The sequence below is a fragment of the Enhygromyxa salina genome, assembly GCF_000737335.2.
GTDB classification, from domain to species: Bacteria; Myxococcota_A; Polyangia; order Nannocystales; family Nannocystaceae; genus Plesiocystis; species Plesiocystis salina_C.
In genome coordinates this window covers 1-12,593 of record NZ_JMCC02000079.1, presented here as the reverse complement: position 1 = coordinate 12,593, position 12,593 = coordinate 1, and the positions used below count along the sequence as shown (strand labels likewise).

The 12,593-nt window shown below is 67.9% G+C and carries 12 protein-coding genes; 6 read left to right on the top strand and 6 right to left on the bottom strand.

The genetic code is table 11. The annotated features are described in order from the left end of the window. Positions 1-3: 3 nt before the first annotated feature. Both DB30_RS27315 and DB30_RS27310 read left to right on the top strand, forming a co-directional pair. Entirely contained in the window at positions 4-1,341 is a 1,338-nt protein-coding gene (locus DB30_RS27315) for a hypothetical protein (RefSeq protein WP_052554269.1), read from the top strand. A 64-nt stretch (positions 1,342-1,405) separates the two neighbouring features. After that, positions 1,406-1,915 (top strand): hypothetical protein, encoded by a 510-nt coding sequence (locus DB30_RS27310; RefSeq protein WP_052554266.1) that lies wholly within the window; start codon positions 1,406-1,408, stop codon positions 1,913-1,915. 8 nt (positions 1,916-1,923) lie between these two features. On the opposite strand, the gene xdhB is transcribed toward DB30_RS27310, so the two are convergent. Together xdhB and xdhA are read right to left on the bottom strand one after the other, a co-directional pair. Then, the gene (gene xdhB, locus DB30_RS42505) at positions 1,924-4,245 is read right to left on the bottom strand and encodes a xanthine dehydrogenase molybdopterin binding subunit (protein ID WP_052554263.1); all 2,322 of its coding nucleotides are present in this window, start codon (positions 4,243-4,245) and stop codon (positions 1,924-1,926) included. Continuing rightward, on the bottom strand, positions 4,242-5,735 hold the full coding sequence (gene xdhA / locus DB30_RS42500; RefSeq protein ID WP_052554261.1) for a xanthine dehydrogenase small subunit: 1,494 nt from the start codon (positions 5,733-5,735) through the stop codon (positions 4,242-4,244). The genes xdhB and xdhA overlap by 4 nt, the downstream gene beginning before the upstream one ends. Positions 5,736-5,884: 149 nt before the next feature. On the opposite strand from xdhA, the gene DB30_RS27295 reads away from it, so the two are divergent. Next, on the top strand, positions 5,885-6,718 hold the full coding sequence (locus tag DB30_RS27295) for an extensin-like domain-containing protein (protein ID WP_146660844.1): 834 nt from the start codon (positions 5,885-5,887) through the stop codon (positions 6,716-6,718). Here the strand turns inward: DB30_RS27295 and DB30_RS27290 are convergent. After that, entirely contained in the window at positions 6,691-7,632 is a 942-nt protein-coding gene (locus DB30_RS27290) for a LysR family transcriptional regulator (protein ID WP_165703975.1), read from the bottom strand. The two genes, DB30_RS27295 and DB30_RS27290, sit on opposite strands and share 28 nt — an antisense overlap. 99 nt (positions 7,633-7,731) lie before the next feature. Here DB30_RS27290 and DB30_RS27285 point away from each other — a divergent pair, with 99 nt between their 5' ends. From DB30_RS27285 to DB30_RS27275, 3 genes are read left to right on the top strand one after another with little or no spacing between them, the layout of a single operon-like run. Beyond that, complete coding sequence (locus DB30_RS27285) at positions 7,732-8,463, top strand: sterol desaturase family protein (protein ID WP_052554256.1); 732 nt, start codon at positions 7,732-7,734, stop codon at positions 8,461-8,463. After that, positions 8,460-8,978, top strand: coding sequence for a hypothetical protein (locus DB30_RS27280; RefSeq protein ID WP_052554254.1), 519 nt, complete (start codon positions 8,460-8,462; stop codon positions 8,976-8,978). The genes DB30_RS27285 and DB30_RS27280 overlap by 4 nt, the downstream gene beginning before the upstream one ends. After that, positions 8,975-9,868, top strand: coding sequence for a hypothetical protein (locus DB30_RS27275; RefSeq protein ID WP_052554252.1), 894 nt, complete (start codon positions 8,975-8,977; stop codon positions 9,866-9,868). The genes DB30_RS27280 and DB30_RS27275 overlap by 4 nt, the downstream gene beginning before the upstream one ends. A gap of 12 nt (positions 9,869-9,880) precedes the next feature. Here the strand turns inward: DB30_RS27275 and DB30_RS27270 are convergent, their stop codons facing one another. From DB30_RS27270 to DB30_RS27260, 3 genes are all read right to left on the bottom strand, one after another. Beyond that, positions 9,881-10,369 (bottom strand): hypothetical protein, encoded by a 489-nt coding sequence (locus DB30_RS27270; protein WP_052554250.1) that lies wholly within the window; start codon positions 10,367-10,369, stop codon positions 9,881-9,883. Positions 10,370-10,392: 23 nt separating this feature from the next. Beyond that, on the bottom strand, positions 10,393-10,590 hold the full coding sequence (locus tag DB30_RS27265; protein ID WP_146660840.1) for a hypothetical protein: 198 nt from the start codon (positions 10,588-10,590) through the stop codon (positions 10,393-10,395). A gap of 403 nt (positions 10,591-10,993) precedes the next feature. Next, positions 10,994-12,040, bottom strand: coding sequence for a hypothetical protein (locus tag DB30_RS27260; protein WP_052554248.1), 1,047 nt, complete (start codon positions 12,038-12,040; stop codon positions 10,994-10,996). Positions 12,041-12,593 lie beyond the last annotated feature (553 nt).

The following is a 12,593-nucleotide window of genomic DNA, read 5'->3' as shown; positions in this document are numbered from 1 at the left end:
GCGGTGCGGACCTGGATCGGGATCGTGACGCTGCTGTGCGCGGCGGCGTGCTCGGACCGGGCAGCGCCCGCGGCCGACCCAGGCCCCACCGCGAGCGCGCAGCCGGCCGTCTCGCTCGAGGATGATCCGCGCGCGTACATCACCAGCGCCGCGTACCGGCGGGGGATCCTCGAGCGTGACCTCGTCGATCCCAAGCCGATCTACGCGCGGGTCCGGCTGCGTCACTACTCGCTGGATCACGAGCGCGGCTGGGACCGGGTGCCGCTCACCGACTGGACCACGCTGCCGCTCACCCGCGCGCTGGCGACCCAGATCGCGACCACCAAGCGCCTGCCCGAGCTCGAGTTTGGCGCCTCGCTCGCCGCCGGCTTTGGCACGGAGCAGGCGCCCACCAACCTACCAACCACCGAGGAAGCCTGGGTCGCGCTCGGCGAGCGGGTGTTCTTCGAGTACCCAATGGGGATCGCGCCGGTGGTTGGCAGGGCGCTGCGTGATGGGATTGATCTGCGTGACTACGGGCTGATCGAACACGAAGGCAGCTACATCGGCGTGCGCTTGGCCAAGCACAACGGCCACACGCGGGTGGTCATGACCTGCGCGAGCTGTCACGCCTCGGTTGGTGAAGATGGGGTCGTGAGCGGGATCCGTGCCAACCGCGACTATGATCTGGCGCGCATCCGGCTCGCCCATGGCGGCGCGAACGAGGCCCAGCTCGTCGACGCCACGCGGCCCGAGGATCTCGACAAGCTCGGACCCGGGCGCAGCGACGTGCAGCGCGATGACGTGTTCAACCCCTACGCGTTCCCGGACTTCGGCGGGATCGTGGACATGCCGTACCTGCACCACACGGCCAATTGGTATCACCGCGGGGTCGCGAGCTTGGCGATCCGCGTCGAGACCGTGTTCATGACGCACGGACGCGTGAGCGACCGGCCGCCGCGGGTGCTCATGTGGGCGCTCGCAACGTATCTGCGCTCGCTCCCGCCGCCGCCGCCAGTCGCCGAGCCCAGCCCCGAGAGCGAGCGTGGGCGACAGGTGTTCGCCGCCGAGGGGTGTGACGCCTGTCATGCGCCGCCGCTGTACACCTCGGACGTGCGGGTCAGCCTCGATGAGATGGGGACGGATCGAGCGGCGGGCGAGAGCCCCCTGCGCGGAACGGGGTATTGGCGGGTGCCGAGCTTGCGCGGAGTTGGGGGCAATGCGCCGTATCTACATCACGGCGCGTTTGCAACGCTGGAGTCCATGTTCGATCCCTCGCGAACCGAGCCTGGACATCGCTACGGCTTGGACTTGCAACCGCACGAACGCGCCCAGCTGCTGGCGTTTCTGCGGACGATCTGAGCCGCGCTGTCAGTGTAGACTTGGCGCGCGAGGCCGCTGTAGACTGGCCGGCAGTCGAGGTCTGATGAACACGGAAAAGGGAGAATACTACGGCGCCGCCCTCAATTCGTTCGTGCTCGCGTTTGGTGAGTCGAACAGCGTCGTGCAAAAGATCCTCGCCGACGCCGGTGTCGACGGGATCGATCCCGAGCGGTGGTACGACTATGACTGGTCAATCGCCATCTATGATCGCATCGCCCAAGAGGTGGGGCAGGCCGCGGTCGCGGAGGTGGGTCGCGCCATGATCGAGACAGCGGCGCTTCCGCCCGGCATCGACAGCGTACAAGCCATACTCATGAGCCTTGGTGCATGGTTTCGGCTCAACGCACGCGGCCCGGTCGGCGACATTTTTTGTACGATCGAGGGCGAGCACAGCGCCACGATCGTGCGCACGCAACGGGGATCGTGCGCGCTCAATATCGGCATCATCGCTGGCGGCTGCGCCCGCTATGGCGCCCAGGCGCTGATCGAGCACGCCGCCGGGGAATGTCAGGATCAAGGTGAAGCAACCTGCACCTATCACGTGTCCTGGTAGCAGAAAGCTCAGGACCGGCGGCGGGCTTCGAGCGCCCAGTAGACCGCCTCGGGCGTGCTTGGGCAGCCCAGCTCGACGGGACCTTGTACGGGACCTTGCACCGGATCTGCCCCGCCAAAGTCAGCCACAGCGGCCCGCAGCGCCTCGCGCACGGAGATCGCCAACATCAAGGGCGGCTCACCCACGGCCTTGCTGCCCTTGACCACGCTGGGCTCGGTCGCCATGGGCAGCAGCGCCACGTTGAACGCCTCGGGGCACTCCCCCAAGGTCGGCAGCTTGTAGGTCGAGGCCCCGCGGGTTGCGAGCCGGCCTTCGTCGCTCCACACCAATTGCTCGGAGGTCAGCCAGCCCACGCCCTGCATGAACCCACCCTCGATCTGCCCCATGTCCACCAGCGGCGAGATCGAGTCGCCAACGTCGTGCAGAATGTCGATACGGCGGACCTCGAATTGCCCGGTGAATCCGTCGACCTGAACCTCGGTCACGGCGGCGCCATATGTGAAGTAGTGAAACGGCTTCCCGCGGCCGGTCGCCTCATTGTAGTGAATGTGCGGCGTGCGATAGTAGCCCGTCGCGAACAGCGGGACCCGCTGCAGGTACGCGCGCCCAACTAGCTCGGCGAAGCTCAGCCCGGCCTGGGGATCCTCGCGCTCCCAGAACGGCCGGACCCGCCCGTTGCTGAAGTCCACGTCGCCCGGCGGAATGCCCAATTCGCGACCCGCGACCTCGGCCAGGCGCTCGCGGATCTGCGCGCAGGCGTGCTCGACCGCCGCGCCGTTGAGATCCGAGCCGCTCGAGGCGGCGGTCGCCGAGGTGTTGGGCACCTTGTCGGTCCGGGTTGGCATCAAGCGCACGGTCTGCAGCGGGACCGCGAACGCGTCGGCGGCGATCTGCAGCATCTTGGTGTGCAGGCCCTGGCCCATCTCGGTGCCGCCGTGGTTGACCTGAATCGAGCCGTCGGCGTAGACGAGGACCAGCGCCCCGGCTTGGTTCAAGAAGCTGGTTGTGAACGAGATCCCAAACCGTACGGGCGTGATCGCCAAGCCGCGCTTTTCGTGCTCGTTGCTGGCGTTGAATGCTTGGACATCGGCCCAGCGGTTGGCGAACGCCGAGGTCTGGGTCAGCGAGGTCCAGATCTGTTCAATGCGCCCGGCGTCCCGCACCAATTGACCGTAGTGGGTGTGGTCGCCCTCGCGATAAAAATTGAGCGCCCGAACCTCGTGGGGGGGCCGCCCGACCGCCCGCGCCACCCGGTCGACGATGTCCTCGATCGCGACCATGCCCTGCGGCCCACCAAACCCACGAAAGGCCGTCTGCGAGGTCTTGTGGGTTCGCAGCACGCGGCCGACCACGCGCAGGTTGGGGATCCGGTAGCAGTTGTCGCAGTGAAACAAGGCCCGGAACATGATCGCCTTGGACAGATCGTGCGACCAGCCGCCGTCGCTGAACAACTGCAGGTCCATGGCCAGCAGCCGGCCCTGGTCGTCGTGGCCGACGCGAAACCGAGCCAAGAAGGGGTGGCGCTTGCCGGTCAGCGCCATGTCGAGCTGGCGATCGAGGCGAACCCGGACCGGGCGGCCAGTCGCGTGGGCGCCGACCGCTGCGATCGCGGCGTAGGGGTTGGCCTGCACCTCTTTGCCGCCAAACGCCCCGCCCATGCGCAGCGACTGACAGGTGACCCGGTTGCGCGGGATCCCAAGCACCCGCGCGACGATGATCTGGGTCTCGGTGGGGTGCTGCGTCGAGCTGTGGACGAACACCTCGCCGGCTTCGTCCCACGCTGCGATCGCGGCTTGGGTCTCGAGGTAAAAGTGCTCTTGCCCGCCAATGTGCAGCTCACCGCTGAGCGTGTGCGGGGCGGTGGTCAGGGCTTGGTCGGGATCACCCGCGACGATCGTGAGCGGCTCGGTGAGGAAGCTCTGCGCCGCGATCGCCTGCTCCATTGTCACGATCGCGGGTAGCTGATCATATTCGACGATGACGGCCGCGGCGGCCTCGCGTGCTTGGTCGATTGACTCGGCCAGGACCCAGGCGACCGGCTGATTGTGAAATTGGACCTCGGTTGGGAACAGCGGCTCGTCTTGGAGGACGGCGCCGACCTCGTTTTGACCGGGCACGTCGCTTGCGGTCAGGATCTTGACGACGCCCGGCAGGGTCGCGGCCGCGCTCGCGTTGATCGAGCGCACGCTGGCGTGGGCGTGAGGGGAGAGCACCGGCCACGCGTGGAGTGGATTGGCGAACCGGCCAACGAGGTCGTCGGTGTACAGCGCCTCGCCGCTGGCGTGGCCAGCTGCGCTCTCGTGGGGGATCGCCTTGCCAACGGCGGTCATGGCTGCCCCCCGTGGTGCGCGCCCGCGTGCGTGACGACGGGCGGCGGCTGCGGACCCACGCGACGATTGTGGGTGGTCTCGTGGAAGAACTTCTGGAACAGGCGCGCGCACATGGCTTGGCGGTAGTCCGCGCTGCCGCGGTGGTCGCTCATGGGGGTGAACGCGGCGCTCAGCAGCGGCGTCACGTCGGCGAGGGTCTGGTGGGTCCACGGGCGCCCGAGCAGGGCTTGCTCGGCGGCCACGGCCCGCGCGGGCGTGGCCGCGACGCCGCCGTAGGCCAGGCGGGCCTTGGTGATCTCGCCGCTGCTTGGGTCGACGTCCAGCGCGAACGCGGCCGCGACCGTGGAGATGTCGTCGAGCACCCGCTTGCTGACCTTGTAAAAGTGCGCGTGGGTCGGGCGCTGCAAGGGCACGGTGATCTTGGTGATCAGCTCGCCCGCAGCGAGCACGGTCTGGCGGTACCCCGTGAAGAAGTCCGCGAGCGGGACCACCCGCGAACCCGCGCGCGAGCGCAGCTCGAGCGCAGCGTCGAGCGCGAGCAAGACCGGCGGCGAGTCCCCGATCGGCGAGGCGTTGGCCAGGTTGCCCCCAAGCGTGGCGCGGTTGCGGATCAGCCGGGACGAGAACAGCGGAAACAGCTCGTCGAGCAGCGGGACCGCGTGATCCAACAGGTGCTCGAGCGTCGACAGGTTGAGGCCTGCGCCGATCTGCGCGACGTTGGCGGTCTTCGTGAAGCTGCGCAGCTCGGTCACGGCCTCGAGCGAGATCAGCGTGGGCCAGCGGGCCTGGCGTTGGTTGATCTCCACGACCACGTCGGTGCCGCCCGCGATCAGCTTGGCCGTGGGCTGCTCGGCGAGGTGCTCGAGCAGCTCGGCGAGCGACGCAGGCCGCAGCAGCTGGCGCTTGCTCGGAGTCTGGCCGGGCTGACCGGCGCGGGTCCGCAGCTGCGTGAGCCCCCCCAAGCGCGGGGCGGGCTGGGCAAGCCGGGCGAGGAAGCGATCGTCGCTGGCGGGCGCGCCAAGGCTGCGCATCGCGTCGCGGATCGGCCGGTAGCCCGTGCACCGGCACAGGTTGCCCGCCACCGCCTCGGGGTCCCAGGCCGGGCGCTCGCGCCGGTAGTACTCCGCGAACATGCTGACCACGAAGCCAGGCGTGCAGTAGCCACACTGCGAGCCGCCGTGCTCGACCATCGCTGCTTGGACGGGGTGGAGCGCTTCGGGGCTGGGGCGAACGCCCTCTACGCTGATCAGCTCGCCACCGAGCACGGAACCGAGCAGGGTCAGGCAGCTGTTGACGGGCACGAACGCGGTCTGGTTGTTGTGGTTTGCGCGAACGATCACCACCGCACACGCCCCGCACTCGCCCTCGGCGCAGCCCTCTTTGGTGCCGACCAAGCCGCGATCACGCAGGAAGTCGAGCACCGTCGTGTGGGGATCGAGGCGCGATTCGTCGATCTGCAGCGCGCGTCCGTTGACGGTCAGTTCGGCCACGTGGGGATGCTAGCGGATCTTCACGCCGCGCGGCACCGTTGAGCGCCCATGTTCGACGATCCGCGTGCGAGGCCGTCGGCGTTCGCTGAGCGCAGATCAACCGGCGCGCTGGCACGTTGGCGTGCGCGATGGGTACGATCCAGCCTGGGATGACACGCCTCACCTGTATCGCGCTGGTCTTCGCGCTAAACGCTTGCGAGGGCGCGCCGACGAAGGCGCCACCTGACCCGGGCGCGCCCTCGGTCGCCAGCGTTTCGCCCAGCACGGAGCCCGCCGCGGCCGAACCCGCGGTCGAAGCGGTGCCCGAATCCGAGCCCGAGCCCGAGCCCGAGCCCGAGCCCGAACCCGAGCTGTTCTCTTGGGGTCACGCGGATCTCGATCCCGACAACGACAACGTGCTTGGCCCGCCCGCGCCGCTCGACGACTGCGAGGCGCGGCTCGAGGCGGCCGGGATCAGCTTCAAGCCCGCGCGGATCGGGGTCGGCAAGAAGGTGGATGGGGTCTACACCTGCGGGGCCCACCAGGTCGTTCGCGTCAAGCGAGGGCCGGGCAACATCGCCTACAACAAGAACCCGCTGCTGACCTGCACGATGGCGCTGGCGCTCGCCGACTTCGAGCGCGTCGCCCAAGAAGAGGCCGAGCGCCTGGTCGGCTCGCGGATCAAGAGCATCGAGCACATGGGCACCTTCAATTGCCGCGAGATGGTCAACTTTGATCTGCTCAGCGAGCACAGCTTTGCGAATGGGATTGATCTGAAGAAGTTCGTGTTTGCGAACGGCGAGTCGGCGACGGTGCTCGACGACTTCAAGCCCACGGTGGACCAACCCGAGGACCCCAAGACGCTGTTCTTGCGGAGCTTGTCGAATCGCCTGTACGACGAGCAGGTGTTCTCGGTCGTGGTCACGCCATATTTCGATCACCTGCACCGCAACCATATCCACGTGGATCTGGCTCGCTACCGGGTCGACGGAAGCCGTCCCTGAGCGCGCTGCCGCATGTCAGGGGCGAGCGAGAGCATCAACTCAATGAGCGGGTGGGGCGTCCCCGATTGGCGCCACAGCGCGACGACGGGAAACCGCGCGCCGTCAACCGCGATCGGAAACGCCGACACGCCCGGCGCCTGCGGACCCCCCGGCTCCATGCTGGGAATGAAGGAGTAGCCCACGCCCGCCGCGACCATCGCGGTGATGCACTCCGCGCGCTCGAGGTAGGCGACCACGCGTGGCGCGAGGTTGAAATGATCGAGCGCCTCGCGCTGGACACCGTGGTGGCCAAGGTGCCGGCTGTACGCGATGAAGGGCAAGCCTTCGAGGGCCGCGAGGCGCGAGCCCGGCGTGCGCAGCTGCGTCGCCAAGTCCCCGTTGGCGACGCCAGGCAGGCTCGCGGGCGCGACCAAGAACCCAAACGTGACGGCCACCGTCTGCGCGCCCACGTCGCTCGGCGGCTCGGCGCCCACGTAGTCGATGAGCAAGTCCGCGTCACCCCGACGCAGGGCGTTGAGATCGACCGCGCCCGCTTCGAGCACCTCCACTTGCACGCCGGGGCGCGCGGCTGTCAGCGCGGCGACCCAGCTTGGGAGCAGCTCGCGGATCAGCTGGTGCGCCGCCTGAATCCGCAGCAGCCCGCCCGTTGTGTTGGCCCGCGCGGCCCGGACCGCGGCGTCGTAGCCGACGAAGAAGGGCGCGATGAAGTCGAACAGCGCCTGCCCACCCGGGGTCAAGCGCATGTCGCTGCGGCCCACCCGTTCGAACAGCTTGAACTCGACATCCTCCTCGAGCCGCTTGACCTGCTGGTGCACGGCCGGCTGCGAGATCGTGAACGGCATCGCCCGAGCCGCGGCCGCGTAGCCGCCCGTGTGGGCCACCCAGTAAAACCCTTCGAGTCGGTTGAGTTGCACGCCGGCCGGGTCCCTGAAGGTAGTCTGATAACCTGTGCTTATTGATTCGTCAAATATAAATGCGTTGGACTTATAGGCTGATGCACCTACTTTGAGCGCATGGTCGCGCTGACGGTGCTTGCCTGTGCCCTGCTGATGATGCTCGCGGAGGCTCGCTGGACCGGCCGCCGGTTCCCCAAGGTCGCCGGGTGGCATTGGCGGGCGCTGTCGCTCAACGCGTTGCAGGCTGGCGTGGTGCTGCTGGCGGGCGTGGCCTGGGAGCCGTGGATGAAGGCTCACCAGTGGCTGCCCGGCCACCGGCTTGGCGCGGTGGGGGGCGCGGTCGTTGGCTACGTGGTCCTGACCTTCGTCTACTACTGGTGGCACCGGGCGCGGCACGAGTCGGACTTCTTGTGGCGTTGGGTTCACCAGACCCACCACAGCCCGCAGCGCCTCGAGATCGTGACCAGCTTCTACAAGCACCCGATCGAGCTGCTGCTCAACGGGCTGCTGTCGAGCGCGATCTTGTACCTGGTGCTTGGCGTGAGCCCGGCCGCGGCCTCGGGCGCGGTGCTGGTGTGTGGGCTGGCCGAGCTGGTCTACCACTGGAACGTTCGGACCCCGCGCTGGCTCGGGTACCTGTTCCAGCGGCCCGAGATGCACTGCGTGCACCACCGCGCGGGCAGCCACACCCACAACTACGGTGATCTACCGGTGTGGGACATGCTGTTTGGGACCTTCGACAACCCTGCGCAATTCAACGGTCAATGTGGCTTTGGCGACAAGGAGCACCGCCTCGCCGAGATGTTGATCGGGATCGACGTGAACCGCAGCGACGAGGTGGCGCGATGAACCGTCCATGGGGTCCATGGGGTCGCTGGCTGCCCGCCGCGCTGCTCTTGCTGATCGGCATGGCGCAGATGGTGGGCGACCTCGCCGGGCTGCCAGCGCTCAAGGGCATCGCCGCCGCGACGATGCTGTCGCCCGCGCCCAAGGTGTTCGCTTCTGCCAAGGGGCTCGAGACCTTCTCGACCCGCTTCACGCTCAGCTGGCGCGCCCCCGATGGATCGCCGCGCGAGCTGCCGATCACGCAGGCGCGCTACAGCCAGCTCGAGGGGCCCTACAACCGGCGCAATGTCTACGGGGCCGCGCTTGCCTACGGGCCCGTGTTGGCGACCAGCGACGACGGCATGGCGCTGTTTCAGTCCGTCGCAACCCACGGGCTGTGTGGCGACGCGCCCTTGCTCAATGAGCTCGGCGCGGCCAAGCACGAACGCGGCACGCACTATGTGATCCACTACGAGCCGCGTCCGGGCCTGCGCTTGGACGAGGTCCCCAACACGCTGGAAGTGCGGTGCCCGTCATGAGCGTGATCGCAACGCGCGTCCGAGCCTTCGTCAACGCCGACGCGCCCTGGTCGGTCGAGGTCTATCGTGGGTTTCGGCTCGTGTTTGGCCTGTACCTGCTGGTTCACTTCGCGCACCTGATGCCGTGGGCGGCCGAGCTGTTCTCTAACCAAGGCGTGCTCCCCGACGCGAGCCTGAGTCCGTATGTGCGGGCGCTTCCCAACATCTTGGGTTGGTATGACGCGCCGTGGTTTTGTGTCGCGTGGGTGGGCTTGGGGGCGGTGTTGTCGGCCATGCTCGCGCTTGGCCGCGGGGATCGCTGGGCCGCGCTCTTGTTGTGGGTGATCTGGGCCAGCTTGTTTGGGCGCAACCCGCTGATCTCCAATCCCGGTCTGCCCTATGTTGGATTGCTGCTGATCGTCCACGCGCTCACGCCATCGGCGGGGGCGCTCGGCCAGCCTCGGCCAGCCCGCTGGGCCATGCCGATGTCGCTGTATGCAGTGGTCTGGATCCTGATGGCGGTCGGCTACTCGTACAGCGGCTTGATCAAGCTTGGCAGCCCTTCGTGGATCGATGGCAGCGCGCTGACCCACGTGTTGGCCGGGCCGCTGGCTCGCAGCGGCGGCTTGGGTGCGCTGCTGCTCGGGCTTCCCCAGCCGCTGCTGCGGGCCTTGACCTGGGGCGCGCTGGGCTTGGAGTTGGGCTTTGTCGTGGTCGCGTCCAGCTCACGCGCGCGCCCCTACGTGTGGGCGGCGGGGTTACTGATGCACCTGAGCCTGATGTTCTTGGTCGACTTCGTCGATCTCAGCTTTGGCATGGTGATGCTGCATTTGTTCACCTTCGATCAACGCTGGCTCGAGGGGGCGGCGCGACGTCGCGGAGTCAGCGCAGAGCGTGGCGGAAGGTGTTGACACCGCAACCGATCAACGCTGTGTTCGAGCTCGCAGGGCCTCGAGCTCGAACACGACCTCGATGTCCTTGCGACGCCCCGCGAGCCGCTTGACCTCGATCAACGCGTCGAGTTCGATTACGCGGCATACGTGGCCGAACAGGGTCTGTTCCCGGGTGGGGACGAGCGTGTAGTCACCGTATGGCTCAACACCTGGAAGCGCGTCGAGGCGGCCGAGCTGGGTCTCGATCAACAACATGCGAAAGGTCAACAAGTGCTCGATGGAGTCTTCGAGGATGGAAAGATCGGGCCTGGTGGCGTGGCGAGGGTCGTACGGTCGCAGCGTCTCGAGTAGCAGGGTCAGGTTGGCCGCTGAGAATGGGGTCACGATGTCGAGGTCGAGGGTCATTCGCGCAGAGCCGTACAGCACCGCGGCGACGCCACCGATGACAGCGAACTCAACCTTGCTGGCGGACAGGAGCTCGAGCAGAGCCGAGGTCTGTTGCGGTCGTCGAGCGCTCACTCTTCGAGTCTCCCGACGCGTCTCTATTGCTGCACCGCAAAGAAGAGCCGGAGCATGTCGTCGAGTTGGGTCAGCCGCTCGCTGGGTGTCAGCGAGAGGTTGCGCTCGAGCAGCGTCACGTCCACCCCGTACGCGATGGCTGCGTCCCATGCGGGGCCATGGCTTGGGAGCGTGCGACAGGCGTCCTCGGTCGTCTGTAGCTGAATTAGTTCTGCGCGCACAGTGTTCAGAGCATATCACGCGACACCGGCGTTCGGATGACGCTGTCGCCGCCGCGCTCGTACCTGCGGCCGGGTCCTAGAGCGCCAATCAGTTTGAATTCACGACGCCAGGCACATCTGGGACCGCCCCTGCCGTTGTCGACTCGGCGCTCGCAGTATGCCGGATACAGCTTCGGCCTCCCTCCTAGGCAGGAACGGCCCCAGACGCACCTGACGCCGCGACTCCAAACTGATCGGCGCTCTAGGAGCCCGTGGTGGAACCCATCGTGTCGCCTCGCGCCGGAATTTTCGGCGAGGGCGAGGAGCCGAAACGCAGCTGTACCGGGCGTACTGCAAGTTTCGGCGACACTGCCCTCGGCGAAAAGGCCAAGCGAGGCGGCGCGAGGGGTTCCACCACGGGCTCCTAGATGCGTACCTCGAGCCCGAACATGGCGCGCACGCCCACGGGGGTGATCGCCTGCAGCGCCTGTTCGTCGATCGAGAATTGCCCACGAGTGAACGGCACCAGCAGCGTGGCCTCGGTGCTCAGCGCGACGCGATCGGTGATCACCCAGTTCAGGCCCTGCCCGAGCACGCCAGCGACCCACGCGTAGCGGGCCTTGCTGCGGTTGGTGGTTGGCTCGATCCCCTCGCCGATCACCTGGCCCGCCTCGACACCCGGACACAGCGGGAACTCGAGCGCGCCGGCGCTTGGGACCACGCAGCCACGGGTGCCGACCCACCAAGCTTGAAAGCGACCGGCCCTGCCGTCGCTGAGGTTGACCCGGCGGGGGGTCCACCAGCCGCCCTCGAGCTGCCAGCGCCACAGGCCGTCGAACAGCGCGAGGCCGCCACCGATCCCTGCGTAGCCCGTTGTGGTTGGGCCGTAGCTGGCGTGGCCTTGGAGGCGCAGACCGATCTGGAAATTGCGAGGCGGGGGCGGGGGCTCGCTGATCACGATGCTGGTGGTGGGCACGCTGTCGCCTGCTGGGGGCTCGGGGCGAGGGCGCTGTGGTTCTGGGTCTGGGTCTGGGTCTGGCTCGGGAGTTGGGTCGGGCGGCGACGTGGGTGCTGGCTCGAGCGTTAGCGCGACGCTGCGCGCGGCGAGCACGGGATCCAGGGCGACCGCCGCGATCAAGGCGCTCGCGTCCGCGAGCTCGGTGCAGCTTGGCGCCGAGAAGCTGCGCGCTTGATCGCCGTCGCGCCCGCTGACCCGGACGTTCGCTTGCCACGTGTCGCCCGCGACGACGACCTCGGCGGAGATCCGCAACATCGCGTGGGCGGCCTGCTCGGGTGGATCTTCGAGCTGCGGCAGGTACTCGTGGATGCGGGCGATGAGCTGCTCGCGGCCCGGACACGCCGGGGGGGCGCGCCACTCGAACACCCACGTCACGGGATCGCCAGGTCGCTGGACGGGGACGGTCTCCGGCGTCGCCGGTCCAAGCAGCAGCGCGAGCGCGAGCCAGGTCACCCGCGGGAGACTAGCTGGTTATGACCCCCACATAGACCTTAGACTTCGCCGACTGCAGCCGCTTCGCGTCTGGTCGCTTCGCTCCTCGGGGCTGGCTGTTCGCATTCGCATGTGTGGCCCCCTAGAAGGGGGCTCGGGTGGCTTCGGCGGACGGGTACGGTTGCTTCGCTTCTCGGGGCTGGCTGTTCGCATCCGTATGATTGGACCCCTGGAAGGCCTGGAAGGGGGCTCGGTGGGTCGCTTCGCTCCTCGGGGCTGGCTGTTCGCATCCGCATGTGTGGACCCCTGGAAGGCCTGGAAGGGGGCTCGGGTGGCTTCGGTGGACGGGTACGGTTGCTTCGCCGACTGACGCGGCTGACGCGGCTGGTCGCTTCGCTCCTCGGGGTGGCGCCGGCGAATCGAACACGTGACTGTACCGCAGCGGCCCGTCGCAGCGCCCACGGCGAGGGGCAATCGCTCAATGGGTCGTCCCCTCACACGTGCCCCTCGCCCGGCTCCTGTCGGCGATGAACATCCAGTCCAACGTGTCCGACAGGTTCATCGGGCGACCATC

Excerpts from the sequence above, each read along its gene's own strand:
- DB30_RS27275 (WP_052554252.1), top strand. The coding sequence starts at position 8,975 with ATGAGCGTGATCGCAACGCGCGTCCGAGCCTTCGTCAACGCCGACGCG.
- DB30_RS27310 (WP_052554266.1), top strand. The coding sequence starts at position 1,406 with ATGAACACGGAAAAGGGAGAATACTACGGCGCCGCCCTCAATTCGTTC.
- DB30_RS27285 (WP_052554256.1), top strand. The coding sequence starts at position 7,732 with ATGGTCGCGCTGACGGTGCTTGCCTGTGCCCTGCTGATGATGCTCGCG.
- DB30_RS27280 (WP_052554254.1), top strand. The coding sequence starts at position 8,460 with ATGAACCGTCCATGGGGTCCATGGGGTCGCTGGCTGCCCGCCGCGCTG.
- DB30_RS27295 (WP_146660844.1), top strand. The coding sequence starts at position 5,885 with ATGACACGCCTCACCTGTATCGCGCTGGTCTTCGCGCTAAACGCTTGC.
- xdhB (WP_052554263.1), bottom strand. The coding sequence starts at position 4,245 with ATGACCGCCGTTGGCAAGGCGATCCCCCACGAGAGCGCAGCTGGCCAC.